The sequence below is a fragment of the Streptomyces sp. NPDC005955 genome, assembly GCF_042871255.1.
Lineage (GTDB): Bacteria > Actinomycetota > Actinomycetes > Streptomycetales > Streptomycetaceae > Streptomyces.
Genome location: NZ_JBIAIF010000005.1, coordinates 204411 through 231198 on the forward strand (window position 1 = coordinate 204411; position 26788 = coordinate 231198).

Annotated in this window: 13 protein-coding genes; 6 read left to right on the plus strand and 7 right to left on the minus strand. The window is 71.5% G+C overall.

What is annotated here, in order from left to right:
• Window positions 1–18: 18 nt before the first annotated feature.
• Both ACFYOU_RS15405 and ACFYOU_RS15410 read right to left on the minus strand, forming a co-directional pair.
• Window positions 19–7038, minus strand: a complete 7020-nt coding sequence (locus ACFYOU_RS15405) for a DEAD/DEAH box helicase (RefSeq protein ID WP_391306047.1) — start codon at window positions 7036–7038, stop codon at window positions 19–21.
• Between the two features lie 156 nt (window positions 7039–7194).
• Entirely contained in the window at window positions 7195–7641 is a 447-nt protein-coding gene (locus ACFYOU_RS15410) for an ATP-binding protein (protein WP_389766185.1), read from the minus strand.
• 382 nt (window positions 7642–8023) lie between these two features.
• Here ACFYOU_RS15410 and ACFYOU_RS15415 point away from each other — a divergent pair, with 382 nt between their 5' ends.
• From ACFYOU_RS15415 to ACFYOU_RS15435, 5 genes are all read left to right on the plus strand, one after another.
• Window positions 8024–8479: a hypothetical protein gene (locus ACFYOU_RS15415; RefSeq protein WP_389766011.1), complete on the plus strand. Its 456-nt coding sequence runs from the start codon at window positions 8024–8026 to the stop codon at window positions 8477–8479.
• A gap of 6 nt (window positions 8480–8485) precedes the next feature.
• The gene (locus ACFYOU_RS15420) at window positions 8486–9823 is read left to right on the plus strand and encodes a hypothetical protein (protein WP_391306049.1); all 1338 of its coding nucleotides are present in this window, start codon (window positions 8486–8488) and stop codon (window positions 9821–9823) included.
• Complete coding sequence (locus ACFYOU_RS15425) at window positions 9820–10173, plus strand: hypothetical protein (protein WP_389766008.1); 354 nt, start codon at window positions 9820–9822, stop codon at window positions 10171–10173. Before ACFYOU_RS15420 ends, ACFYOU_RS15425 begins: the two co-directional genes overlap by 4 nt.
• Before the next feature lie 149 nt (window positions 10174–10322).
• Window positions 10323–11201 (plus strand): Scr1 family TA system antitoxin-like transcriptional regulator, encoded by an 879-nt coding sequence (locus ACFYOU_RS15430; RefSeq protein ID WP_391306319.1) that lies wholly within the window; start codon window positions 10323–10325, stop codon window positions 11199–11201.
• Complete coding sequence (locus tag ACFYOU_RS15435) at window positions 11198–11413, plus strand: DUF397 domain-containing protein (RefSeq protein WP_391306051.1); 216 nt, start codon at window positions 11198–11200, stop codon at window positions 11411–11413. Before ACFYOU_RS15430 ends, ACFYOU_RS15435 begins: the two co-directional genes overlap by 4 nt.
• Window positions 11414–11478: 65 nt before the next feature.
• Here ACFYOU_RS15435 and ACFYOU_RS15440 read toward each other — a convergent pair whose 3' ends face one another.
• From ACFYOU_RS15440 to ACFYOU_RS15450, 3 genes are all read right to left on the minus strand, one after another.
• Window positions 11479–17067, minus strand: coding sequence for an Eco57I restriction-modification methylase domain-containing protein (locus tag ACFYOU_RS15440; RefSeq protein WP_391306053.1), 5589 nt, complete (start codon window positions 17065–17067; stop codon window positions 11479–11481).
• 49 nt (window positions 17068–17116) lie between these two features.
• Window positions 17117–20221, minus strand: a complete 3105-nt coding sequence (locus ACFYOU_RS15445) for an SNF2-related protein (protein WP_391306054.1) — start codon at window positions 20219–20221, stop codon at window positions 17117–17119.
• 223 nt (window positions 20222–20444) lie between these two features.
• Window positions 20445–21809, minus strand: coding sequence for a protein kinase (locus ACFYOU_RS15450; protein WP_391306055.1), 1365 nt, complete (start codon window positions 21807–21809; stop codon window positions 20445–20447).
• A 244-nt stretch (window positions 21810–22053) separates the two neighbouring features.
• Between ACFYOU_RS15450 and ACFYOU_RS15455 the strand changes: the two genes are divergently transcribed.
• The gene (locus ACFYOU_RS15455; protein ID WP_391306057.1) at window positions 22054–23640 is read left to right on the plus strand and encodes a CBS domain-containing protein; all 1587 of its coding nucleotides are present in this window, start codon (window positions 22054–22056) and stop codon (window positions 23638–23640) included.
• 14 nt (window positions 23641–23654) lie between these two features.
• On the opposite strand, the gene ACFYOU_RS15460 is transcribed toward ACFYOU_RS15455, so the two are convergent.
• Window positions 23655–24293, minus strand: coding sequence for a hypothetical protein (locus ACFYOU_RS15460; protein WP_391306059.1), 639 nt, complete (start codon window positions 24291–24293; stop codon window positions 23655–23657).
• Window positions 24294–24363: 70 nt separating this feature from the next.
• On the minus strand, window positions 24364–26670 hold the full coding sequence (locus ACFYOU_RS15465) for a DUF2786 domain-containing protein (protein ID WP_391306060.1): 2307 nt from the start codon (window positions 26668–26670) through the stop codon (window positions 24364–24366).
• Window positions 26671–26788 lie beyond the last annotated feature (118 nt).

Genomic DNA, 26788 nt, shown 5'->3' on the forward strand with positions numbered 1-26788 from the left:
GACGGCCCGCCCCGTGGTTCATCGTGCAACCCCCTCCTCGCCCAGCAGCCGGGCGAGTTCGTCGGCTTCCCAGTCGCCCGGCGCACGCACCTGCCAGCCGGCGGATGCGCACTGGGCCATGTACTCCGCGTCCTCGGTGTCCTCCACCAGGACGATGCCGATCTTATGGGCGGGCCAGGCGAGTTCGACGGTGCGCGACACGCCGTGGACGTCCCAGCCGGGCGTGCCGGCGGGAACGTCCCCGCGGGCCGACAACTGCTCGGCGAGGGCGGCCACCTGGGGATCGCCGTACCTGGAGAGCTCTCCGACGACCGCGTGCCAGGTAGCGCGTTCCACCGGAGTCATGTCGTCGCCCTCGACCGGGGGCCGTGCCGGTGTCCGTTCCTCAGGGTCGACCGCTGCCACGACCGGGGCGTGCTCGTCGGCAGCCTCGGGGGCCTCGGGCAGGCCCAGGCCGGTGCCGGGGTGGTCGCCGCGCAGCGCGGGGAGAAGTCCGGTGCCGGGGCCAGCGGTGGCGGCGAGCAGGGAGCCGTCGAAGGAGTCGAGGGTGGAGCGGGCGAGGACGAGTCCGTCGGCCCGTCCCGATCCGGTGGGGTCGAGGAACTGGATGACGTTGCCCCAGCTCAGCCAGGCCTTCCAACGACGCTTGTGTGCGGGCCGATCGCCTTCGACCGCGCCGGGCCGGTCGTCGAGCACGGCGAGCGCGCTCCAGCGCAGCGCCTGGGCATCGGCGCGCTGGGCTCCGATGAGGACCAGGGACAGCCCCGAGTCGTCCGGCAGGGCGAGCAGTTTGATGCCCGATCCCGTGACCGCCGGGGCGGGCTGCTCGCGGACGGCGGCCTCGATCCATCCGGTGGCGGTGACCGGGTCCGCTTCGACGATGTCCTTCCGGCGCACGAACGCGGGTGCGCTCACCGCGAGTTGGGCGAGGTGCTGCCACTTGTTCAGGCGCGGGTCGCGCAGGAAGCCCAGCAGGGACGGGATCGCTCCGCGGAACAGCAGGTCGTCGACCTCGACGGGGTCGCGGCGCAGCTTGCCCCACTGTTTGCGCACCATGGCGCCCGGGCCGCCGGGGGAGGTCACGTCGTACGGGGGCCAGGCCGCGTCGGCCGCGGGGCCGGCGAGGACGGGTGCCAAGGGGTCACGCACGTCGTCGGCTTCCTCGGCCGGTGCGCCCTTCAGCTCCTTCTCCCAGGCGACGACGTCGTCCCAGGTGATCTGCCAGACGAGCATCCCTTCGGCCCGCAGCAGGGCGCGCTTGGCCGCGTCGGCGGCGATCCGGTTGGTGTGGGAGGAGGCGTGCCAGCGGTAGCCGTCGAGGTAGACGGCGATCGATGACGGCGGCGCCCCGTCGCTCGTGGTGTCCCCGGCGACCGGTCGGAACAGCAGGTCCGGGCGGGTGCGGTAGCCGTGCAGGTCCTTCTGTGCGACGACCTCCCAGCGGGCCGGGCCGCCGTCGGTCCCGGTCAGGGTGAACTGTCGGCCCTGGCGGCCCGTCGGGGTCTGTTCGTGGCCCGCCGCGCCGTCGACCTCGTGCGCCGCGATCCAGCGGAACAGGCAGTCGATGAAGCGTCGTTCGAGGTCGCTCTCCGCCTGGTCGACGAATCGGACCGGGGAGTCGACCGACTCCTTGCGGACGTCCCATCCGCTGTGACCGTCGGTCCCGAGCAGGTTGTCCAGCATCCACAGGGCCTCCTGCCGGTCGAGGTCCTTGTAGTCCCGCTCGGGGGCGTAACCGAGGAGGCAGCGGTGGCAGGCGCGGCGCGGGGTGTCTCCGCAAGGGCAGGCCCGCAGGGCGCGCTGCGCCTCGGCGAGCACGGTGCGGAACTCCTCGCCGTCGCGGTCCACCAGCCGCTGGAGGTAGCCGGTCCCGCCGGGCAGCGCGTCGTACAGCACCAGGTAGTTGCGGGTGAGGTCGGTCTCCCGGTCCGGCTCGGTCGCGGGCGCGGAACGGATGTGCGCGGGGTCCCCGCCGTAGCTCAGGGCGAGGCCCAGGTGCAGCGCCGCGGAGAAGGAGGCGAGCCGCTCGGGCACGTTCAGGGTGGCGGCAGGCAGCAGGATGCGCAGCGCCTCCGTACGGTGCTCGGTGGCGGTGATCACCTGCACGTCCTCGGGGGTCGCCTGCTGGTCGCGGCGCCGGGTGGGGCACCAGGGCCGGTGGTGTGCCAGGTCGATGCGTCCCAACAGGGACTGGCTGAGCGAGTCCTGGGTGGGGCTGTGGCCGGGCTCCCGGTCGGTGGCGCCGCCGCACCGCGGGCACACCGTGAACCCGGTGGGTGTCGCCACCTCGGTCCCGGCGAAGTAGGTGTCGTTGCGTCGGCCGTGCCTCGACTTGCCGAGGTTGAAACGACGGATGACGGCCTCGCGCACGTGGTCCACGCCGAAGGTCGTCTTCTGGTGCCGCCAGGTGTCCTTGATGTGCTTCGGGTCGACGTCCACAGCGGTGACGGTGGTGTACGTGGTCCGGATGCGGTTCTCGTGGTCGTCGACGATCCGGGCGTCGTCCCGCTTGTCGTGGGCGGTGACCTTGCGCGGGACGACCACCCGGAAGAGGGCGTTGCGTCCCCCGATGCCGGGGCCGCCGCAGCGCGGGCAGGGCGCGTTGTCCGCCTCGGCGCGTTCACCGGTGCGGACGTGGCCGCACTCCTTGCACACCCGCCAGGTCCGCAGCCCGGCGGGCGTCCCGTTCGGCTCGCCCGTCGGGCTGGGCCCGAGGTCGAAGCCGTCGACGGTGTGCCGGTAGCCGCGCACGTAGTAGGCGTTGCCAGGGGCGAGTTCGGTGAGGGCACTCTCCGCCGGGCGGTCGTACACCCGCGGGTCGCTGCTCCACTTGGCCTTGGGCTGGTCGGCGGCGTCCGCCCTCCGGTCCGCCGTGCGGGTGGGGCGTGCGGGCTCCTTGTAGCTGAGCATCGCCTCCAGTCGTACGCCGTCCTCCACCAGGGTGTAGTTGGGGAGCAGGCCGTGTTCGACGAGGAAACCCTGGGCGTCCGACTGGGCCAGCTGCTGGAGCCGCTTGGCGACGCCGCGCGCCTCCCGGACGAGGGTGCGTTTCTCGCGGGCCTCGTCGTCCACGGATTCCTGGAGGGCGTCCGCAGCCTCGTTGATCATGACGCGGCGTCGGGCGAGTTCGGCGCGCTCGGCTTCCCACGTCTGCTCCGCGGCCGTCAGGTCGTCGGCCAGCTTGGACTGCGCGAACCGCCGCAGCGCCTTGCGGGCGTCCCTGGAGGCTCCGGAGTCGGGGACCCCGTCGATCTCGGGGAACAGGCGCAGGAACGCGTCCGCCAGATCTATCCGTCCGGTGGTGGCCTGGCGGAACTGTCGCAGCCAGCCGGTGCGGCCGACGAGTTGGGTGATCCGGTCCGGCAGGGGCGGTACGCCGTCCAGGGCGCCGCGGGCGGCCCGGTCGATCAGGAACGCCGTGTACTGGCGGCAGAGCAGTTCGCCCGCGGACAGGAAGCAGCCCGGAGGCAGGATCGGTCCGGCGATCAGGTGCCGCGGTTCGGCGAGGTGGTACAGCGCGCGGGGGCTGGTGTCGGCCAGGGACACCATGAAGGCGTTCCCGGTGGCACGTCCCGCACGGCCCACCCGCTGGACGTAACCGGCCGTCGACGGCGGCAGGGAGGCCAGGATCACGGCCTCCAACTGTCCGATGTCGATGCCGAGTTCGAGCGTCGGGGTGCAGGACAACACATTGGGGTCGGTGTGCATGGTGCCCCGGCGGAACCCCTTCTCCACCTCCTCGCGTTCCTTGCGCTTGAGGACCCCGGTGTGCTCGGCGGCGACCACGCTGTACGGCTTGGCCTCGCGGTACAGGCGCCGGTAGTAGTCGGACCGGTGGTCACGCGCCGCCCGGCCGCCGGCCGCCAGGGACGGCTTGGTCATGGCGCCCTCGCACCGCTTGAGCGGGCAGCGGGTGCCCTGCCACACCGCGGCGCGTTCCGGGGGCACGGTCTGCGTCCAGCCGCACTCGGGGCAGGTCAGCACGGCGAACGCCGTCTGCTCGTCGTCCAGCGGGCGCACCCGCACGTGCCCCGGGGTGAGCCCGTACACGCCGTGGCCCTGCTGCTTGTCGGCCGGGTTGGTCCGGCGCCGGGCCAGGGCGCCGATGTCCTTGCCGGCCAACACCTCGAACAGTTCGGCCAGATAGGCGCCGGCCGACTCGCGGTCGAGCCCCAGGCAGCGCTGGGTGAAGTCGACGTACCAGCTCTCCCGGGTGTCCACCCGCTCGAACTCGGTGCGTCCGCTGCGGGCGCCGACCAGGACGAACGCCGGGGCTTCGGAGTGCCGACCGAACGGCGGCATGCCCGGGGGGCGGCCGGTGGAGACCGGGTGGCGGCTGCGGCCCTCCTCGTCGATGAAACGGTTCAACCACGTGTGGTGGATGCCACCGATCTGCCGCACGTGTTCCAGGAGTCCGCGGACGTACCCCTCGAAGTAGCGCAACCGCTCGGGGTCCCCCGCGCCGGGCGGCCCGGCTCCCACCGCCGGGCCCGCGCCGTCGTCGGCCGTGCCGGGCAGCATCCGCCCCTTGACCACGAGGAACAGTGCCGCGGCGGCCTCGGCGGCCTTCTCCGGCTCCGGCAGGTGCACCTCGGCCGCGACCGTACGCGTCAGTTCCAGGGTGCGGCCCAACCTGGAGTACAGCCCGAACTCCAGCAGGGTGTTGAAGGCGAGGCGCTGGCCGACCAGTTCCCAGGTCCGCTCCGGGATGCGCCCCCGGCCCGCCAGCAGACGCTTGACCTGGTCCACGTCGTGCAGGTCGGGCGGGATGACGGAGGCCAGGATGCGTTGGTCCTGGACGGCGGCGCGGCTCACCATCGAGGCGATCAGCTCGTTGAGCGGCACCCCGTCGGCGGCGAACCCTGGCTCCGTACGGACGTGTTCCGACAGTTGCTCGTGGATGAGCGAGCGCAGCGAGAACTTCCACGCACGACTGGCCACGAATCCCGCACGGTGCGCGGCGTCCTGCACCGAGTCGTTGAAGAGGAGCGTCTTGCGACGGTCCCGGTTCTCCTCGTCCCGGTCCGGCAGTTCACCGCCGGTGAAGAGTTGGGTGACCACCACCGAGGCGAGCGGCGCGACACCGGCACCCAGGAAGCGGATGCCCTGGGCCTGCCCGCAGGCGGGGCAACGGTCCTGCTTGGAGTAATCGCTCCGCTCCTGGTTCTCGAACCAGGTCCAGACGTACACCCCGTTGTCGGGGGCCGGTGCGATCTCGCCCCCGTCGAGCAGGACCTCGTCGGGGTCGAGCCTGCGCAACGCCTTCCCGTTGTCTTCGAGGACCATCAGGGTCGCGTCGTGCGCGGCGCCCCGCCGACCGCGCTGGGCCCGCTGCGCGAGCGTGGCGCGCGCCTGTTCGGCGGCCTCGGCGGGGGTCGCCGCGATCATCGCCCGCACCCGGCCCTTGGCCGCGCCGCCCGCCGCACTGGCCCGGTAGATCTCGTCCGGGGCGTGCACCAGGTTCTTCGGATCGCGGTCGGGGCAGATCGCGGACCATCCCGAGCGACCGCAGTGCCGGCAGTACGAGGCCGGCAGCCGCCCCGAGCTCCGGAGGGTGCGCCGCCGCTCCGCCTCCGCGGCCGTGGCCACCGCCCGCCGCTCGGCCTCCGCGCGGTCCCGCTCGGCGAGAGCGGCCTGGTCGGCGTCCGACCAGGAGAACACCGGCTGCGGTGCGACGAACCGCAGCACCCGCGACAACGCCCGCAGCCACAGGTGGGTCTCCACCAGCAGCAGCGGCCGTTCCTTGCCGACGGGCGCCCGCGGGTCGCGGGCCACGGAGATCAGCGCGACGAAGCGGGCCAGCGCGCTGGCCGTCCGCTCGGGCTCCTGGGCGACCGCGTCCCGCCACGCCGCGGCGTCGTCGAACCCCTCCAGGATCTCCACCGCCGTCAGCGGCGCGTCCTTCGTCCGCAGCAGCGCCCGCGTCAGCGGGTGGGCCAGCAGGCGGCGCCCCAGCTCCCGCGGATCGGACGTGTCGCACCCCACGGTGGCCCGCGCCACGGCGTCCATGCCGCCGGGCGTCCGCACCGGGTCCGGCAACGCCGCCAGTTCCTCCGGAGTGGGCAGGGGCAACGAATGATCGACGGGGGACAGGAACTCGTCGACGTCCCGCCGGTCCTCCCCCACGACCGCCGTGTCCGCGAAATGCGTGCCGAACACCTTCGACGCCACGTCCAGCATGGCGCGCGCGCCGCCCGCCGCGTCACCGGAGCCTAGCGTCGCCGACGTGGCCACGGGGCAGATCGAGCCGAGCGGCGCGCCCTCCCGCGCGGCGCCGACGACATCGGCGAGGCGACGCAGCAGCATCGCCACATCGGTGCCCTGCGCCCCGTCGAAGGTGTGGAACTCGTCGATCACGACGTACGCCGGATCGGCATCCCGCCACAGGGAGGCGTCCTGCTGCCGCTGGAGCAGCAGGTCGAGCATCTTGTAGTTGGTGATCAGGATGTCCGGCGGATTGCGGCGGATCTCGGCCCGGTCCACCATCACCCGCCCGTACGGCGGCGCGGACCCCCGCGCCGACGCCTCACCGATGTACAGCCCCGCCGTGACCTCGTCGAGCCGACCGTCCTCGTCCAGCAGCTCACCGAGCCGGCCGGCCTGGTCCCCGGCCAGCGCGTTCATCGGGTACAGCAGGACGGCCTTGATCCCGGCCCGGCCGGCCGCCCGCTCCCGACGGCAGTGGTCCAGGACGGGGAAGAGGAAGGACTCCGTCTTCCCGGAGCCGGTACCGGTCGTCACCAGCGTCGGCTCGGGGCGGTGCCCGCCCTTGCTGGTCAGCCGGGCGAACGCCTCGGCCTGGTGGGCGTAGGGCTGGAAGCCGCCCGGATACCAGTCCAGGTGGCGTTCCCAGCCCTCCGCCGCGGGGCGGAAGGGCCGTCGGATGCGCAGGTACGGCCCCCGGAAGAGCCCGTCGGCCGGGTCGGTGAGGAACTCCTCCAGCGCGTCCTGGGTGTCGGGCTCGGCCAGCGCGAACGTCGTCGTCAGGTACTCGACCGTGGTGTCACGCAGTGTCTGCGCGGCGAGTGTGGGTCTCATGACGCGCGGTGGCCCCCGTCTTCCGTGTCCCGTGTGCGCTCCGACCGCCCCGGCCGCACCCTTCACGGCCGGGACTGATCGCGCTCCACTCTACGACCGGGCACCGACAGGGCACCCCGGCGCTGCGAAGATCGCTGGGACGGGCCGCGCCCCACGTCATCCGTGCTCGCGGGCCTCCCCCGCCGGACGGCCGGTGCGGACCTCCCGCAACGCGCACTCCGCCCACACCGTTGTGCCAGGGGTGTCGGGCCGCGGGTGCCAGCCCCAGCGGGTGGCAAGACCGGCGACGAGGAGCAGCCCCCGACCGCCGGTGTCCTCGTCGCCGGGCGCGCACAGCTCTTCCGGCCGGGGCGGCACCCGCCCGGACCGGTTGTCCGTGACCTCGATCCGCACGGTCCGTCCCGGGTCGACCACGCGCAGGCACAGGTCGAAGTCCCGGCCCGGGACGTGGCCGTGCCGCACGGCGTTCGCGGTCAGCTCGGCGACCACCAGCACGATCGCCTCGTGCGGCCCGCTCCCGTACGGGACGCCCCACGCGTCCAGTCGGTGCCCGACCAGCCGCCGGGCGAGACGGGCGCCGCGCGCCGTGGAGGTGAAGCGCATCGCGAACGCCAGCCGGAGGGGGACGGACCGAGGGGCCGAGGGGCGCACGGCACGGGTGCAGCGGTCAGCACGGCGGAATTCGCCCGGTTCATGGATCATGCCGCCAACGGTTCCGCCGCGCGCCCGGCGTGACCAGCTTCACCGCTCTCACGCACCGTTCTGTACGCGCGACGGCGACACGTGTACGCGGCGTGCGGCGTGACGTCGTCCCCGACGCCGGCGTTGTGCAGGCGAGGACGACACGTGCGGGTGGCGGGGTGCGGGAGCGGCGTCCACACATCGGCCTACGATCGCTCTCGCCGCGAGGGGACTGTGCCAGGCTGGGCACGAACGGGCCGCACCCGTTCGCTCACGTCACGGCTCGACGGGGGGAGACGCATCCGTGTCATTCGCAGAGGAATGGGCCGAGTTGAAGGCCGCCGCACTCGCTCGCCAACAGGAATCCGCTCGGACGAGGCTGAACCAGCTGCCGACCGACGGTGGCCGTCCGGGCGCACCGGGCGGCCACGGCGACGGATTCTCAGCGAACGCATCCTCGATCGACGGAAGTTCGCATCTGCTGCTGGAGATCGCGGGGCTTCTCCACGAGGGCCGGATGGACGGGGAGAACGCGACGATGTGCCGCGCCCCGCGCGCGCACGTCGATGTGGCGTCGAACGTCGACGTCTTCGCCCGGTTCGCCAAGGACCAGTACACCGACCTGGTCGCCCTGCTCGCCGCGCTGTCCACCAAGCTGAAGTCCGCCGGCAACGTCTACACGACGGTCGACCAGGACGTGCAGAAGCAACTGAACGCGATACTCGACCGCGGACGCTACATCGCCCCTGAGGACAGGTGAGCGACGATGACCTACCGTGCGGACGTTGAGTTCCTCGACGATGCGAACCCGGCGCTCATCGAGCGCAACGCCGCCGAGTTCAGGCGCCTCCACACCCTGATCGAGTCGACCGACGGCGCGTTCCACAAGGCGACTCGGGTCGCGTGGGAGAGTGAGGGCCGCGACCTCTACGCCAAGCGCCTCACGGAGAGCAAGAGCCTCGCCGATGCCCTGTCAGAGGCCTTCCGTACCGTTGCGTCAGCCCTCGCCTGGTACGCCGATGCCGTCACCACGGCCCAGGGGCACTACGCCAACGGCAAGGAGACGGAGGCCATGCTCGCCGCGGTGATGTCCCGTGAGGCCGAAGCGGTCACCCCGACCGCGCGCGCGGCGGAGCCCTTGCAGCAGTGGGAGGACCTGCGCGGCACCACGGGAGTGATGGACTTCTTCGCCGAGCTGACGATCGACATCGACGCGATCCGGGAAGAGGCCGAGCGCTATCACGGGCAGACCAAGGGCCACTACGGAGACGCCCTCCGCGTCGAGTCCGCGGCCCGCGAGCAGTGCGTCGCCGACATCAAGGCGGCGTACCGGCGCATCCCGGAGTTCAAGGGCGGCGTCCCCGACCCGGAGCAGTTCCTCAAGGACCTCGGGCCCCTTCGGCAGGAGGCGAGCCAGGCGCGTGGGAATCCGCATGTCCAACTGCCGGGCTCGGGGACGAAGGTGGACACCATCCCGACGGTCCGTTCCGATGTCGTGGTCTCCGAAACGCTGATGCGCATCGCACGTCGGGTCGACGGGCTTCCGGAGGGGCAGGGCAACAACTACTGGCTGTGGTCCGACTCGGACGACGGGCGCCGTGAGTACGTCTCCGCGAACAAGGAGCTGATCAGGGCCGCCGCAGCGGACTCGGGCCTGCCGCCGGAGATGGTTGCGGGCATCGCCTGGAACGAGGTCGAGGGCGATCCCGGCTGGCTCGACGATGCAGCCTACGAGGGCCGCAAGGTCCTGCCCGGCAGCGAGGACCCCGACCTGACCTCGATGGGTCCCCTGGCCATCCAGGTCCGGCGTGCCGCCGAAGTGCTCGGGTACGACCCGCACCACCTCACCGACATGCAGCGTGACCAGGTGGTGTCCGCGGCCAAGGACCCGGCGAAGAACATCTTCATCGCCTCCGAGTACCTGGCACAGCTCAAGGCCGAGAGCGGCTTCGCCGACGTGCCGCCGGAGCAGATGACCCGCGCCCAGATGCAGGAACTCGCCGCTCGCTACAACGGTGGCCCCCACTACGAGAACGAGGCCGCGCAGGCGTACGGTCGCGGCTTCGACCAGAAGCTGGACCAGGCGAAGGAGGCCCTTGGATGAGCGGCAGCACGGGCGGCCCGGCGATCGACGTGCGCGGGAGCCGTCCGCCCCGACCACCGAGCCGGGTGGGCACTGCCGTGTGCGCCGTCCTCCTCGCTCTCGGGCACGTGGTGACGGGCTACGTCGTCCTCACCGCCTACCTCGTCGAACCGGACGGCCCCTGGGACGACCAGGCCGTCACCAACGCCGGTTTCGCGGCCGGCATCGGCTTGGCCCTCTCCGTCGTGACCGCACTGCTCTCGTGGGCGTGCGTGAAGGCCGAGTGGCTGCGCAGCTGGTGGTACGCGTTCCCGGTCGCGCTGGCCGTCGCCGCCCTGCTCCGTCTCACGGTCCTCGCTCCCGAGCTCTGACCCGGGGTTCAGTTCGGCGGTGACGGCGAGTCCGCCCCTGCCGCCCGGCGTGACGTCGTCCCCGGCAACGGCGTTGTGCAGGCGAGGGCGATACCAGTGAACGGGGGTGCGGTATGACCGGGTGCACGGACGACGAGGGCGGAGCCGCGATGACGACGGACGAGAAGAGGACGCCCCTCGGGGACGGTTGGGACGGAAACGACGGAGCGGGCGGTCGCGCGGCGGACGGTTCCGGCCAGGGGGTGGTCCTGGCCTTCGGGCAGAGCATGAAGACCCTACGGCTACGGGCCGGCCTGGAACGCGAGGAGTTCGGCCGGCGCCTGGGGTACTCGGCGTCCAGCGTCGCGTCCTTCGAGCAGGGCCGACGCATTCCGTCCCCCAGGACGATCGACAAGGCGGACGAGGTCTTGGGCGCGGGCGGCCTGCTGACCCTGTGGAAGGACCAGGTGGAACGCGCCCAGTACCCGGTGTTCTTCCAGGGCATGGCGGCGCTGGAGAAGGAGTGCGTCGAACTCCTCGCGTACGACGCCCTCGTGGTCAACGGGCTGCTTCAGACAGAGGAGTACATGCGCGCATTGCTGGCTATGCGACGCCCGCTCCTGGACCAGGAGACGATCGAGCAACGGGTGACCGCTCGGCTGGCACGGCAGGACATCTTCGAGCGGCGACCTACACCGCTGTTGAGCTTCGTGATCGACGAGGCGGTACTACGGCACCGCTACGGCGGAGTTGGCGTCCTTCGCGGACAGCTGGAACACCTGCTCCTGATCGGGAGCAGAGGGAACGTCGAAATCCAGCTCATGCCGCTCACCTGCGAGGATAACCCGGGAGTAAACGGGCCGTTCACCGTGGTCACGCGCAAGGACGGCAAGAAGTTCGTGTATTCAGAGGCACACAGAACCAGCACACTGGAGACCGACCCGGAACAGACGGTCCTCGCAGGGGCGCGCTATGGGATCATCCGCTCGCAGGCTCTCGCTCCGCGAGAGTCACTGGCGTTCATCGAGAGGTTGCTGGGAGAGCTATGAACATCGCTGAGTCCTCGACCGCTGCGTCCGGCCTCGCCTGGTTCAAAAGCAGCTACAGCGGAACCGAGGGTGGGCAGTGCGTGGAGGTCGCCGCCAGTACGGGAGTCGTGCACGTCCGGGACTCCAAGGCCGTGACCGGGCCGATCCTCCGTGTGTCACCTCAGGCGTGGGCGGGCTTCGTCGACCTCGCTTCGTCCGAGCGGAACGCCTGACGGTCGTACGTACGCAAGAGCCCTGCCGTCCTCGTCGGGCGGCAGGGCTCTTGCGCTACTGCGGGTCAGGCGTCGGTGTGCTCCGGAGGGCTCGTGTCCCCGGGCTCCCAACCGGCTTCGCGCAGCCGCCGGGTGAACTCCGCGTGCGCGGCCCGCATCTCCTGCTTCCGGTCGGCTCGGTAGAGGGGTCCCGTGTAGCCCTCCGGGACCGCGTACTCGTTCGGGAACGTCTCGGGCGCACTCAGTTGCTTCCACGCGTCCTTGGGCTGCCCGTAGCCGTGCTGCTGGTGCGCCTTGGCGATACGGCGCCCGGTCGCGTCGAACCACATGTTGTCCTCGTACTGCTGGAGCACGGGGAACCGGGCGTCGTACATCGCGACGAGCTCGTCCGCGCTGATCCCTAGCCAGACGGCAACGAGGGCGTCGATCTCGACGAGGGCCGCCCGGCGGGCGAACTCCGCGCGGAGGGGGGTGCCCCACACCCATTCGGTGCCCACCCCGTCGGCGAGCGGGGGCGTCCCCTCTGGCCATCGCTCAGCCGCGGCCCAGCTGTCCCGCTGCCAGGCGGAGTCGTACAGCTCCTCCCAGAGCGGGGCGTACGCGTTCGTCTGGCAGTTCAGCCGGAGAGTGCGGAGGAGCAGGGCGGCCTCCAGGGGATGACCTGGCGAAGGCGCTGGCATGACCTTGGCGTCGGACGTGTCCAGGTGACCGCGACCCGAACTCCGCAGGAAGTAATCGAGGGGCAGTGAAGCGAAGAAACCTGCGGTGAGGGCTGTGAGGCTCCGCGAAGCGAGTGCGGCACTACGCACTGCGTGAATGTGGTTGGCACCCGGTGGGATGAGTGCCGCAAACAGGCTCCGCTCCGTGTTCGATGCGATCATCTCGCGCCAAGCAACCCTGTAAAACTCCGAGTACGGCCGCATACTCGCCGCCTGGAGTCGCGCCTCGACAGCTCTAGCGAAGTCCCCCTCTCCCAACTCAAGCCCAGCCGCCCTAATGTCGGACTCCGCAGCCGCGACCGCAGCAGGGTCGCCCCACAGCTCCGCAAGCTTGCCATGGTTCACCCACCGGTCTTGAGCGGCTACGAACCGCGAACGGTCTCCAGCGGGTCGGTAGTTGGTACGCGGCACGGTTTCTAGGGAAAGCTGTCCCGGACTCCACGGCTCCATCTGAAGCGAAGTGCGTGCTCCCTCGATCGGATGCTTAGCGAAGGGGGTAGCGATGCCGAAGAATGGCCCCTGAAGGATTACATCACCCCAAGTTTCCGCCAACCCGGAGTCCCAAGTGAAGTATCCCGCTGTACGGTCGTTCTTCTCATGAAATCCGGGACTAATCTGTGGGCTCAGATCACCGAGCCGGATAGACCAATTCGCGAGCGCCGCGATAGCAGATTCCTCTGAAGCTGTCACCGGAAACAAGAGCTTCGCTGCATCCACAGAGGAATAGTCGCGCCCACCTGAGAGCTTTTGCCATTTTCCGAGAGCGGCGCGATTAACTGCCACCACGCGATCCCTATGCGCCCTCCGGTCCCAAGTCCCCCTGTACTTAATGCCCGGAATCTCACCCGTTCCATCATGACGCAAAGAAGCACCCACAATGGACGGGTGAACTACCCAGCTCAAGTGCTGAAATTGGATCTCGCGCACATTCCCATACACGTTGAGACTGAAATGAGTGCTATGATCCACGGGCTTCGCAAATAGGTACAGCTCGTTGACGAAGTCGACGTGCAAGCGCTGGTGTCGATACGCCTTTGCACGCAGCGCCCCCTCCTTCGCCCCCGTCAAATGCGTAGAAGGATGGATCAGCCCGGCCGTCCCCCGCTCCCCCACAGCCCGCCACCCCAGCAGCATGAACGCGCGGTACAAGTCCGGCTGCGTCCCCACCAGCTCCGGGTACGTGTCCACGGAAGCCAGGAACACGGACATCGCGGCATGGTCCGACAGCTCACCCAGGAACGCGGGCCGAGCCCCCGACCAGCCCATGACGTCGTCCTTGCGTTCGTCCCAGGCGGCGTTGCTCGGCTTCTCCGCCAGCTCGAACCACGGCTCGAACTCGGCGAGGACCCCGCTTTCCTTCCACTCCTGCTTGACCCACGGCGGGTTGCCCACCATCAGGTCGAAGCCGCCCTCCTTGAAGACGTGGGCGAAGTCCAGTTCCCAGTGGAAGAAGCCCCGGTTCGCTGCGATCCGTTCCACCGTCTCGTACCAGGGGAACTTGTCCCCGAGGTCCACGGGCCGGGCCCAGATCGTGGCCTCGCTCATCTTGTCGTCGAGTTCCGTCTCCTTCTCGTCCAGCTCGCTCAGGTCGCCGACGCCGTCGAAGGAGAGCAGCGACACCTGCTGCCCCTCCCCCGTGTCCACGTCGACCCGGCCGAGTACGGCTTCGGCGAACTCAAGCCAGTCGTCCAGGGAACGAAGGGCGACCCGGCGCCGGGCGTGGCCCTTGGGGAGTGCGAGGCGGTCCTCGCCACCGGGCCGGTACTCGAACTCGTCGGTGCCGTCCAGGAGCCCGATCTCCTCCAGCGGCCAGAACCACAGCGCGCACCAGGCGTCCATGACCTGCTTGAGGCGCCAGTAGGGAGTACCCGTGCGGTGCAGCGCCTCCAGGACCGCGTCACGGTCCATCGGGGGTCGGGGCGGTCGGGGCTTGCCGTCCGGCCCCAGGGCCTGAGGAGGCACCGCCGCGCCCCACACATTCACGTAGCGGGAAATCTCCTGCTCGGAGAGCGTCAGCCGCATCACCACGAGGTCCCACAGGTACTCGACACGGCGGGCGAGGCCGATGAGACGTCCCGTCTGCGTCCGGGGGCCGGGCTCGCCCTCGTCGTCGGAAGGGGCGGCAGCCGGCGCCGCCGGGGCCTTGGCCCGGGGCGTGCCGGCGTCACTGCCACTGCTCGCCGACGAGATCCCGAGAGTCGGCTGTTCCCAGATGTCCAGGCCGAGGTCGAACGCGCCCTGGCCCAGGGCCTCGTCCCGTTCGACCTGCTGTTCCTGGGTCGGCGCCACCTTCGGTTTGGGTGCCGCGCGTCGGGGGTCGCCCTTCGGGTTGCGGCGGATCGCGGACCGCCACTTGCGCAGGGCGTCGACCAGTTGCGGTTCCAGCCAGTCGACGACGTCGCCGTCGACCACGGCCTTGACCGTCTCGTCGGGGGTGCCCTTCTTGACGGTCCGCAGGGAGACCTTCTCGCCGATGGAACCCCACCCCATCGCGGGCAACAGGAACTGGTGCACCTCCCGGGCCCGGAGCTTCTCCGCCAGGGGCGCGTGCCGGGGCCGTTGCGGAGCCTTCGCCGTCAGCCAGCCGCCCTTGCTCAGGGAGTTGCCGGGATAGACCTTGCGGGCCGCGCCGATCAGGGAGTTCCCGCGGTGCAGGTGGAGGCCGTACCAGGGGGCCTTCATGCCGCGGTGCATGGTGTTGAGCCAGAGGGAGATCTCGGCGAGTTCGACGGCGGTCTCGTTGAGGTCGACCCCGTAGGCGTTGTGCAGGGCGATGTACGCCTTCACCTTCTGCAACTCGCGCTGGTAGTCCTCGGGGTCGATGTCGACGCCGCGTTCCCGCTGGGCGAGCCTCAGGTACAACTCGGCGAGCTGGTTGACGGCCTCGTTGAGGAACGCGCCGGAGCCCAGGGCCGGTTCGCACACCCGCCAGCGCAGCACGTCGGCGGCGTTGACCCAGGCCTTCTCCGGGTCCTTCGGGTCGGCCTCGCCGTTCTCGTCCAACCGGAAGCGGAGCGTCTGCTCCACGGTGGCCTGGGTGAGTGACTCGGGCGTGTAGTACGAGGCGCTGGTCTGACGGTCGCGGCCGGCGAGACGGTAGACGTAGGAGTCGACCTTGCGGGGCACCGGCACCCGTTCGTCCGTCTCCGGGTTGACCTCCGTCGTCACGAACACGTCGTTCGGGTAGCGCCCCGACTTGACCTGGCTAGCCCGGATCAGCCAGGAACCGCCGCTCGGGTCACCGCCCTTGGCGACCTCGTACAGCGGCTCGTCCGCGATGAACCCGGTGTAGGACATCAGGCCCTCGTACACCGCGCCCAGGTGGTTGATGCTGAGGTTGGCGTAGGAGATGAAGCCGCCGCGTCCACCGCGCCCCCGACCCTCCACCAAGGTCAGGTTGCGCAGCACCTGGTGCAGGACCTTGTTGCGCAACCGCAGGTCGAGGCGGCGCGTCGCACCGGGAACCGGCGTGCCGTCGGCGGCGAGGTCGTCAGGATGGGTGATCGTGCGGTCGACGAGCCTTATCGACCGCGGGTCGAAGAGGCGTGAGCGCAGCGCTTCGATGCGTACGCCCTCGTACCCGTCGTCCTCGGCGAGTGCGGGCGACTCGTCGTCGTCCGCGGTCGGTAGCGCTTCGCGCGAGCTGACCGTGTCGGCGACCGGGTGGCCGGTGAACACCTTCTCGAACAGCAGGTCGAGCGAGTCGTGGAAGTGGTGGCGGTCGCGCGAGGTGCTGGACAGCTTCTCCTGGACGACCAGTTCACGCAGTCGGGCCACGCTGTAGCCGGAGGCGTACTCCTCGCTCCGCATCGGGAGGATGTCCAGCTCGGGGCGGGCCTCCGCGTAGAGGAGGAAGAGGATGCGGTACAGGTAGCGCAGCGACTCCTTGGTCAGCAGCCGCGGCAGGGCGCCCGGCTCCGCGAGGGAGTTCGGCAGCCACTCGGGGAAGTCGGCGGGGCGTACGCCCTGGTGGCCGGCCAGCTCCAGGACCTCGTTGGCGATCAGCTGGACCGACTTCTTGAGGCCTTCGCGCAGGTCCGAGGTGACGCCCACCGAGTGGTCGCGGGACTCCGCCACCAGACGGGCGATGTCGTCGTCCCCGCCGTCCTCGGCCGGGCGCAGCGACCGTGCCCCGAACAGTGCGGCGATCACGTCGAGTTCGCCGGCCGTCGCGCCCTTCAGCCCCTTGCGGGGCAGCGCCACCTCCAGGCTGACCGCCAGGAAACGACCGCGGGCGTAGTTCTCCCGGTCGGCGAGGACGAGCATGCCGCCGAAGAGGAGCAGGACGTACCGGGGGGCGTGTTCGGTGGACAGCAGCCAGGCGGCCAGGTCGGTGACCGTGGTGAGGGTCTTGCCGGAGCCGACCCGGACGGGGACGGCCAGCCGGTTCGCGGAGCCCTCCGCGCGGGTGGCGTCGACCTCGTCGGCGAAACCGCCGGTGAGGACGGCGATGCCCGGTTCGCTGTGGGCGACGGGGACCGCGACCGGGCCGGCGGCGCCGTGCGCGGTCAGGTGTCCGGGGCTCGGGGTGAAGCCGAGGGCGCTCAGCACCCGTGCGTGCCAGGCGGCCAGGTCCGCGCGCCAGACGTCCTCGGGGGCGTCGCCGTGCGCGCGCGGCGCGGTCGCCGGCTGGAAGGCGGGCGGCTCGTCGGAGCCGGGGTGCGTCTTCAGCGCCTCCGTGGCGGTCTGCTGGGCCGCGATCCCCGCCGGGTCGGTGAGGGGATTGCGCTTCCCGGCCTCGCCGCCCACGGTCAGGCGTACGTCCAGGTAGCGGCCGGTGAGGTCCCGCAACCCCTGGCGCGGGGTGGGGCGGCCCTGGCGCTCCTCGGCCGCCCACTCCTTCAGCAGGCCGGTCTTGAGCTGCTTGGGCAGGATCTCGTCCAGGTAGAAGGGCGGGAAGTACTCGCCTTCGTTGGTCAGAGCGTCGAACTTCACGCGTGCTGCTCCTGCCGGATCGCGTCGGTCGTGGATCGGGACGTCGTGGTCATGCGCTGGGCTCCAGCACGGCCAGCAGCCGGACCATCGGGTCGCCCGCCGTGCGCAGTCGAGTGGCCGCCTCCTCCAGGTGCTCGGCGGCCCGCTCGCGGGCGGTGTGACCACCGCTGAAGCCGGGGAGGCGCTGTTGGCGCCAGAGGCCGACCCGGTCCTCGTACTCGCGCAGGGGGCGGTCGACCCGCTGCTCGGCCTCGGCGCACCGCCGCAGCATCTCCGCACGGGTGGCCGCCACGGCGTCGGGGACGTGCCGCCGCAGCGCCGTCGGATCACCCTCGGCGAAGTGGTCGGGCATGTCCGGGCCGAGCCCCAGCTCGGCGAGGAGTGCGCGGCTGAGCTGCCTGATCCGGGGCTCCTCGCCGGGCCGGCCCAGCCGGTCGACCGCCAGCCAGGCGACGACCGTCGGGCGGCCGTCCTGGTTGGACCACACCCCCTGGGTGAGGAACACCGGGTCGGGGACGCGGCTGCCGTCGACCTGGATCACCAGTGCCTGTTGCCGGCCCAGTTGGACGAGGACCTTGTCGGTGATCCACTCCAGGACGGGGTGCAGCTCGCCGACGTAGTGGGCGTCCGGCCACAGCGAGGAGGAGTCGGCGGCCTCGCGGGCCCGCTTCAGGGAGTCGGCGGCGTCGGCCTTGCTGAAGGTGAGCTTCATGCGGCTGGTGATGCCCTGGTCGCGCAGATAGCCGGCGGGCAGCACGTCGAGCCGGTCGGCGAGGTCCTCCGGGGTGTCGAAGCTGAGGTCGGTGCCGTTGACGGTGGTGTCCAGGCGGAAGGTCTTCAGGTCGGACAGTTCGTCGAGGCCGGCGAGGACGTAGTCCCGGCGGTCCTTGAACAGGCGCAGCTCCTCGACGAAGCGGAGGGGTGCGGGGGCGGTCCGCGCGCCGGGCGCCGGCTCCGCGGGGGCGTCGGGGGCGGGCTCGGGGTCCGGTGCCGTGTCGAAGTCGAAGCCGGAGGGCTCGTCGTCGTCGGCGTCGAAGTCGAAGCCGGCGTCGTCGAACGGGTCGCCGTCCGCGCCGAACTCGGCGTTCAGCCGTTGCGGAAGCGGCAGGTCCGCCGGGTCGTCGTCGCCGTCCGGGGAGAGTGCTTCCAGGTCCGCCACGGCCTGGCGCGGCGCCTCGCCCCGCAGCAGCGCCTCCATCACGCGCTTCTCTTCGAGGGCGCCGTCGTTCTCCTTCGTCGCCGCCTCCACCGCGCCGAGGATGGTGTGCACCTTCTCCTCGCGGGCGAGGACCTTCTCGGCGATGTCGGTGTCGTCGAGGGCGCCGTCGACGCCCGATTCGAGGATCATCGCGCGGAACTCGGGCGGCCGGGTCTGGCCGTACCGGTCGATGCGGCCGTTGCGCTGCTCGACCCGGATCAGGCTCCAGGGGAGGTCCCAGTGGATCAGGTGGTGACACTGCCGGTGCAGGTTGACGCCCTCGGAGGCGCCGTCGCCGGTGAGCAGCAGCCGTACGTCGCCGGCGACGCGCGCGAACTCGTCCACGTACTCCATCTGCACCCGGTCCGACACCCCGGTGCTGGGGAGCACCTTGACGGCCGCCTTGGCGTCCGTCTCGTCCGGCCAGCCGAGCAGCGGGGGCAGCACCTTCCCCAGCCAGTCGAGGGTCTCGCGGCGCTCGGAGAAGACCACCGCCCGGACCGGGCTGCCCGCCTTCACCCCGATCCGGGTCAGCTCCTCGACCAGCCCCTTCAGCTTGGACGTGGCGCCCAGCCCGGCGTCCCCCGCGGAGGCGCGCTCGATGGACCGGGCCAGTTCCATGAGGCGCAGCAGGGAGGCGGTTTCCGGGGTCCGCGGTTCGGTGTCGGCCGGAGCGGGGTCGTGGATCGTGTGGTGGTCGGGGAGGCGGTGCCCGGAGCGCAGGAGCCGTTGCCGGGCCGTGGCGAAGAGGGCCCGGTGCGAGGAGAGGAACGACTTGAGCAGGACGTACGGGAAGAGGCGGTCCTCGGTGCTGGTGACGGGGAGGTCGGGGCGCTTCAGCCACTGCCGGGCGAGCTCCTGGAAGACCTCTTCCTCCCGCGCGTTCGCGGGGCAGCGCACCGGGTGGGAGCCGCCGCGGGGCGCCCACTGGTCCGCCAGTTGCTCGGCGACCTCGGCGCTCACCTTGGTGCGGCGCAACATCAGGTGGTCCAGCTCTTCGGCCTTGGGGTTCTTCGGGTCCTTGACCGCCATGGGGTCCAGCAGGCGCATCAGTCCGGTGAACGCGGGCATCTCCCCGTTGTGCGGGGTCGCGCTGGCCAGGACGAGGGCGTCGGTGCGTTCGGCCAGCAGGTCGGCGAGGGCCCGCCGGTCGCTGCCCTGGTTGATGAGGTTGTGGGACTCGTCGATGACCACCGCGTCCCACTGGATGTTCTCCAACCAGGGACGGTAGCGCCGGGGGTTCTTGAGGGTGTCCATGGAGATGATCACGCGCTTGAAGTACGTGAACGGGTTGCGGCCGGCGGGGATCTTCCGCTCGATGCGGGCGATGCCAGCGCTGTCGAGCCGTACCAGCGGCAGCGAGAACCGGGTCCACATCTCGTGCTGGAACTGTTCGAGCACGGGAGCGGGCGTGACGACGAGGATGCGTTCGCCCCGGCCGCGCCGGATCAGCTCGCTGAGCAGCACCCCGATCTCCAGGGTCTTGCCGAGCCCCACGACGTCACCGATCAGCAGCCGTGGCCGCAACGGGTTGGCCAGCGCCTTCGCGGCGGGCCGCAGCTGGTAGTCCATGCGGTCGAGCAGGAACCCGTCGGCGAGGGCGAGACGGCGTTCGGTCTGCGGCAGGGGCGTCTTGCGGAGCACGGCCTCCAGGAAGAGTCGGCTGCGCCGGAAGTGCGGCGACCGGTCGCCGACGAGTGCGGTGTCCTCGGGGCGCAGCACGCGATGCCGGTCCATCGTCGGCACCAGGAACCTGGCCTCCTGCCCGCGCACCAGGTCGGAGGCGCCGACCGCCCGGACGAGGAACTCACCGGGCCGCACCTGCTTGCTGTAGCGGACCATCCACTCCTCGTCCCGCACCTCGATCATCGCGCCGGCCGGCGGGGCGCCCTCGAATGCCGCCGTGGACTGGGCGGCGGGGCAGGCCTCGGTGCTGCCGGGCACTGTGTCGGGCATGACGTGCGGGTCCTCTCTGGGCGTTCGGGAGTGCGCTGGTGCGGTGTGGACGGAGCAGGGGGCGTGGCCGTCGGCGGCACGTGCCCCCGAAGCCTAGGGCTCCGGAGAGGCCGGGCGGAAATAGACCGGGAGGGCCACGCGGCCGGGCCGACGGCTCCGGGGTGCACCGGGGCCGCCGGGGAGGGCGCGGTGCGCCACGCCCCGGTCCGGGCTCCGTCCTCGGTTACAGCTCTCCGCTGTGGGCGTACGTCGTCCGTAGCCGCTCGGCGACGCGCCGTGCGGCACGCGGAACGCCGGGGGGCGGTTCCTCGGCGGGTCGAGGGGGGTGCAGCGGATAGCTGGTGGCGGGGGCTGCTGCCGCGGCCGGTCGTGGCGCGGCCGGGGCGTCGTCGGGTGCGTGGTCCGGGCCCGGCGGCCGTGCCGCGGGCTGCGCCGGTGGCTCGTCGACGAGCGTCGGCGAGTATGCGGCCGGTGCTTCCTGCTGGTCGGCGGCGTCCTCCGCCCGCTCGATCTCGTCGGTGTCGACGATGCCGAAGAAACCGGCGCTCTCGCTCGGCAGGCCCCCGGAGGGCTCCTCGGCCCACGGCCGGTCCGGGGCGGCGCCCGCGTCGACGGCCCGCTGGGCGAGGTCCCTGACCAGCGGGTCGGCACGGTCCGGGAGCGCTGCGGCGGGCAGCTCGGGAGCCAGGTCGGCCTGGTCCACCAGGGCCCGCAGCTGGGCGAACGCCAGCTCCTGGGTCAGTTCCGCCTCGTGGAGGAGGGCCCGCAACCCCATCTCCACGGCGGCCAGGTCCGGACGGCGCGCGGGGACGTCCACCAGTATCTGCGCGAGCAGCGGGCGGAAGGGCGCGGCGACGCCCTGCCAGTTCGGCGGGGTGAGCAGGGGCTCCTGGGGGTACGGCGGCCTCCCCGTCAACGCGAAGAACAGGGTGGCCCCGAGCGCGTACACATCGGTCGGCTGCCCGGCGCTGGGGAAGTCGTGGAGCTGCTCGTAGGACATGTACGGCTTGGTGCCCCAGGCTTCCCCCGGGGCGGTGATGGCTTGGCTGGTGCGCCGCTCGATGAGGGTCGCGAGCCCGAAGTCCAGGACGACCGGCCCGTCGGGTCCCAGCACCACGTTGTCCGGCTTGAGGTCCCGGTGCAGCAGGCCCGTGCCGTGGATGGCGCGCAGGGCGTCCACCAGGTGGAGACCGAGCGCGGCGTACGGACCGACGGAGAACAGGCCGGCCTCCCGCACCATCGTGGTGAGGGACGGGCCGCGGACGTAGTCCATGGCGAACCACGGCTCCACCGCGTCGGTGTCCGCGGCACGCAGCGCGGGCACGCGGTCGCTGACGACGGCCCGAACGGAATCGATCTCCCGGGTGAAGCGCTCCCGCGCACCCGGCCGGTCCAGGAGGTGCGGCAGGATCATCTTCACCACGGCGAGCCGGGACTCACCGGCGTCGGCGCCCTCGTCCGGCTCGATCAGGTGGTACATCGCGGTCAGTTCGTCCGAGAGACCGTCCAGCGGAATCCGACGAGCCAGATACGCCACGCCCATGCCGCCCGCTCCGAGACGGGCGAGCAGTTCGAACGGTCCCAGCACACGCGGGTCCCTCTCGGAGTCCAATGGTTCCATCGGCGCTCTCGTACCCCCACGCTCTCGTCACGGTCCCCGGCCGCACTGCTGCCGTTCAGTCTACGGAAACGGATCACGACGTAAACGGTCGTGCGGGAACGGAGGCACACATTCTCCGCGTGGCTGGAATGCGAGCATGAGGGTGGGCGGGGCACGTATGTTCGCGCTTCGCGATTCGGGCGTCATGGCGTTGTTCGGGGAGGGGGCCGTTATGCGGACCTGGGTGGTTCGGGCCGGAGAGAACGGTGAGCGGGAGCAGACGGCGCTGGAGGAAGGGGTGCTCCTCGTCGGGTGGCAGGGGCTGGGAGACCTGACGGACGTCACCACGCGGGAGGACGTGAAGGCCGCGGTGGCCGCCGCGTACCCCGACGAGGGTCCTTACACCGTCGGGAACTGGACGGGGCAGCTCTACCGTTTCGTCCACGAGATCCAGCCCGGGGACCTCGTGGTGCTCCCGCTGAAGTCCTGGCTGGTCGCCATCGGCCGTGTCACCGGCGGCTACGAGTACCGGGGGGAGGTCACGGACGGTCCGCATCACGTCCGGCGGGTGCAGTGGCTGATCAAGGGCATCGACCGGCAGTCGATCCAACCCGACCTCCAGAACAGCATGGGATCGCTGCTGACCGTGTTCGAGCTCAGCAGGTTCGGGGCCGCGGAGCGGGTGGCTACGCTCGCGGAGGGCAAGCCCGACCCGGGGCGCCCGGATGCCGATGAGTTCGCCGCCGGTCTGACCGAGCCCACCAAGCTGTACGAGGAGGTGCGTCGGCGCGCCGCCGACGAGCCGCTGACCCTGTCGATCCGGGACTTCCTCGCCGTCTGGGGGGCGCAGCGCCGCTACCCGGCCGCGGTCGAGCAGATCAAGAGCGACCTCGACGAGCGGGGCCTGGTGACCGTCCCGCCCTTCACCGAGGGGAGCATCGAAAGCAAGATCGCGGTCCTGGCGGGCGGCGCCGAACCCGACGAGGCGGGAACCAGCGCCGTGACCCGACTCACGGGCACCGGCAGCCTGACGTCCGCGGTCCAGAGCGCGGTGCACGCGGCGGGCCACCTGCCGGACGCCGAATCCCCCGCGCAGACCGTCGCCTACCGGGTGAGCAACCTGGAATCGGCCAACCGCATGCCCGAGTGCGTACGGGTCGGGGACAGCGTCAAGACCGCCATGACGCTGATGGTGCTGCGCGGATACAGCCAACTCCCCGTGCTGGACCCGGACGGACGCTTGCGCGGCGTCGTCAGCTGGGAATCCGTCGGGCGAGCACACCTGGCCGACCCCCGGGCCGACCTGAAGGCCGCCACGGTCAGAGGGCTGGAAGCCGACCGGTCGGACGACCTGCTCAACTGGATCGGCGCCATCCAGGAATCCGGCTACGTCCTCGTACGCGATCACGACCACAAGGTCTGTGGTCTGGTCACCGCCTCCGACCTCACCGTGCAGTTCGGCACGCGGGTGCGCCCGTTCGTCCTCGTCGAGGAGATCGAGCAGCGGCTGCGTCGTGTGGTCGACCGGTGCATTCCGCTCGACCGCATCCGCGCCGTGGTCCCCGGGCGGCGCGCCACCCGGGTGAACTCGGCCGCGAACCTGACCTTCGGAGCGTACGGCCACCTGTTCAAGGACGCGGACAACTGGGCTTCCCTGGACTGGGCCATCGACCAGCAGCACTTCCTGACCGCGCTGGAGGAGTGCCGCCAGTTCCGCAACGACCTGATGCACTTCAGCCCGGACCCCGTCACCGACGACCAGTTGCTCCCCGCGCAGGGACTCCTCGAACTGCTGCGGTCCATGGACCCGCACGGCTGAGGGCCCTCGCGACCTCAGCCGCCCGGGCTCGCCGGAGGCGGGGTCAGGGACGGTTCGATGGTCGACCGGAAGTAGATGCGCGTGGTGCCGGGCGCGAACTCGTGGACGAACAGGTCGACGCAGCGCTGCACGTGCCGACCTTCGGGAGTGTCCACGTCACCGCGGCAGAGCCCGGTCATCCGCATGCCCCGGACGATCGTCTCCGGCTCCGCCAACCCGAGACGGCCGAACGCGGCGGCGGGCCGGTAGTCCTTCTCCTCCGGGTGGTGGTTCCCGATCATCTCGGTGCCCTCCTCGACGAACTGCTCCGTGTACGCGTCCGCCGCCTTGCTGGGCATGACGAAGGCCAACAGCGCGGAGTCGTACCGCTCTCCGACCTTGTACCCCGCCCGCCGGTCCGTGGCCGACCCGGGGATGCGGATGCCCATCTGCTCGCTCAGCCAGGCCGGAGTGGCGCCCTCCTCCCAGCAACAGGTCATCTCCTTGTCCACCAGGTCCGACGACACGTCGTCGACCATCCAGACGGCCGCGCCGAGCACGGCGCCGGCGCAAGCGAGGAACACGCCGATGACCGCGGCGACGATCCACCGCCCCTGCCGACGTTCCTGCCGCAACTCCGCGACCGTGACGGGAGTACCGTCCGTCTTCACCACGCGCCACCCCTCTCGCTGCACAAGCCGACGTGGGCCGCGGTCTCGCCGACTCTCGCCCCACCGACCGCACTCAGTGGGCGAGTTGCGCCACGTCCTCCTCTTCGGCGAGGGTCGGCCCGCCGATCTCCGCGTGCTTCCCGTCGGCCACCCCCTGCCAGTATCCCGTGCCCTTGAACTTCGTCGGACGCGCCTTGGCGAGCTGCGGGTAGCGGGCCGAGACCCGGTTCTCGACGACGACGGAGCGGTCCGCGAGGACCAGGGCCACACTGCGGCCGCCCGGTCCCGTCCGCAGCGGATCGGCCTGCCGCTCGGCGTCGGCGGCCGCCCGCGCCGCCCCCTGGGCCGCACCGATGCGGGTGGTGACCTCACGGATGAACCCGAGCATCCAGGACCGCTTGTACGCCCGCGCGTCCTCGCCCTGCGGCCGGTGCCGCGCGTCGGCCGCGTCCGCCCCGCTCAGCATCTGGAGGCGAAGACTCGTGAAGAGGACCGCGGTCGCGTGGAGGTCCGCCTCGAAACCGAACAGGTGCACCCGGTGCCGATGCTCCTTGCCGCCGGGGTACACGGCACGGCACCGCATCTCGTTCGCGATCCAACTGAGCAGTCGGCGGCCCTCCTTGACGTACGGAGGGTGCACGTCCACGACCCTGTCCACCGGCCGGTCCGGCTTCACCTCGTCGTCGAGCATGGCCTGTTCGATGCCGTACTTGGCCATCAGCTCGGTGGCCTTGTCCAGGAACGTGCGCGCCTCCTGCTCGGTGACGCCCGGGTCCTCGGCCTGCCGCAACAGCGCCCTGACCCGGCTGAGGAGCGCGGGCGGCAGGCCACCGGAGGCGGCGGGGCGCGCCGCGGTGCGGTCCTCGGGCGTCCCGCGCTCCTGGGGACCCTCGTCGCCGTCCGGCCCCCGATCCGCGCCACCGTCGTCACCCTGCCGGGTGATCGCGTCGGCGAGGTCCTCGGGCTCGGGGGCGAGGACGGCGAGGGCCGCCAGTGCCCAGCGCCGCCAGCCGAGGCGGTCCTCCTCCCGGACCCGAGCGAGGACCGTACGCAGTCGCCGGACTCCGCCGTCGGCCCCCACGGTGAGGAACTCCAGTCGGGCGTACCCGAGTCGGGCGACGGCCAGCAGCGCACCGAGGTCGAACGCGCTGCCGCCGTCGTAGGGGACGTCGATGCCGGGTTCCGGGTACCACTCGGGCTCGGGCGCGGACTCCGCCGACCCGCCCCACCCTTCGTGCACGGGGCCGGAGGACTCCTGCGCGGGTCCGGTACCGGTCCTCACGCGCAGGACGGAGGGCGACGGCGCTCCCGAGTACGCCTTCGCCGCCGCTCTCTCCTGCGGGGAGGTGACGACGTGGTACCAGACCGGCAGGGAACCCGCCATCCCGTGCCAGGTGGTCCTGCCGCGTGCCACGAACTCCGCCGCCCGGGACACGGCCCCCTCCTCGTCCGGGGCTTCGCCCTGCCAGTCGAGGAAGTCGAGGAAGGCGTCCAGGTAGTCGGCGGCGGAACGTCGTGGTCCGTGCCGGCTGTCGCTCAGGAGGGCGCGCTCGCAGTCGGACAGTGCGTCGATCACGGGCTGGAGGACGACGGACACGTACCTCTTGACGGCCTCGGACAGTTCGGCGAGGAAGCCGCGCGTCGCGTCCGACCCCGCCGCCTGCTGGACGCGTCGCCAGGCTTCGAGCTGTTCGACGCACGCCTGCTGCTGGGCGATCCACGTCAGGTGCCCGGCGCCCCGCAGGTGTTCCTCACGCAGCAGGACGGCGTCCTGGACCTCGGCGGTCGTCTCCGGCGCGTCGAGCACGGCCCGCGCGAGCAGGCCGAGCGGTTCGGGCTCCTGGCCGAAGAACCCCGCCAGGGTGAGGAGTTCCCGGCCGTGGCGACGCGGCGCCCGCTCGGGGTCGTCGTGGGGGCCGTCCCACCGGACGTCCACCGACCACCGCGCACCCCACTCGGCGACGTCCCGCTCCCGCTGCGCGGTGCCGGGTTGGTTGCGCCCCCACCACCACAGCAGCAGGTCCGCCCACGGTCCCGCGTTCCAGGACCACAGTGCCGGCTCGTCCCCGGGAACGAGCCGGCCGCGCAGCTCCTGCACCGCGGCCGTCAGATCCCGGGGACGGCTCCCGGGGATCAGCCGTTCGAGCCAGCGCACCGTGTCGCCCACGGGCCGGGCCCGTGCGTGGTCCGCCGCCACACGGGCGGTGGTGGCCGCCGCGACGCACCACTGATCGCCGAGATCGGCGGGCAGCAGGCCGTACAGCTGGGCTCCGTCCCTCTCCAGGACCTTGGTGAGGTCCTGGACCCGGGCTTCCAGCCACTTCTGCCGGGTCTCCCTGAAGGCGCCCTCCGCTGGTGGTTCCGAGCCCCGAAAGCTCATCTGCTCCCCCTCTTCCCGGGCGTCCCGTCCCCACCGGAGAGGCCCCTGTCGTCCGTGCGACCGCCCAGTCTTCCGCATGACGCAGGGCCTCGGACGGGGACGCCGCGACCGTGGCCGA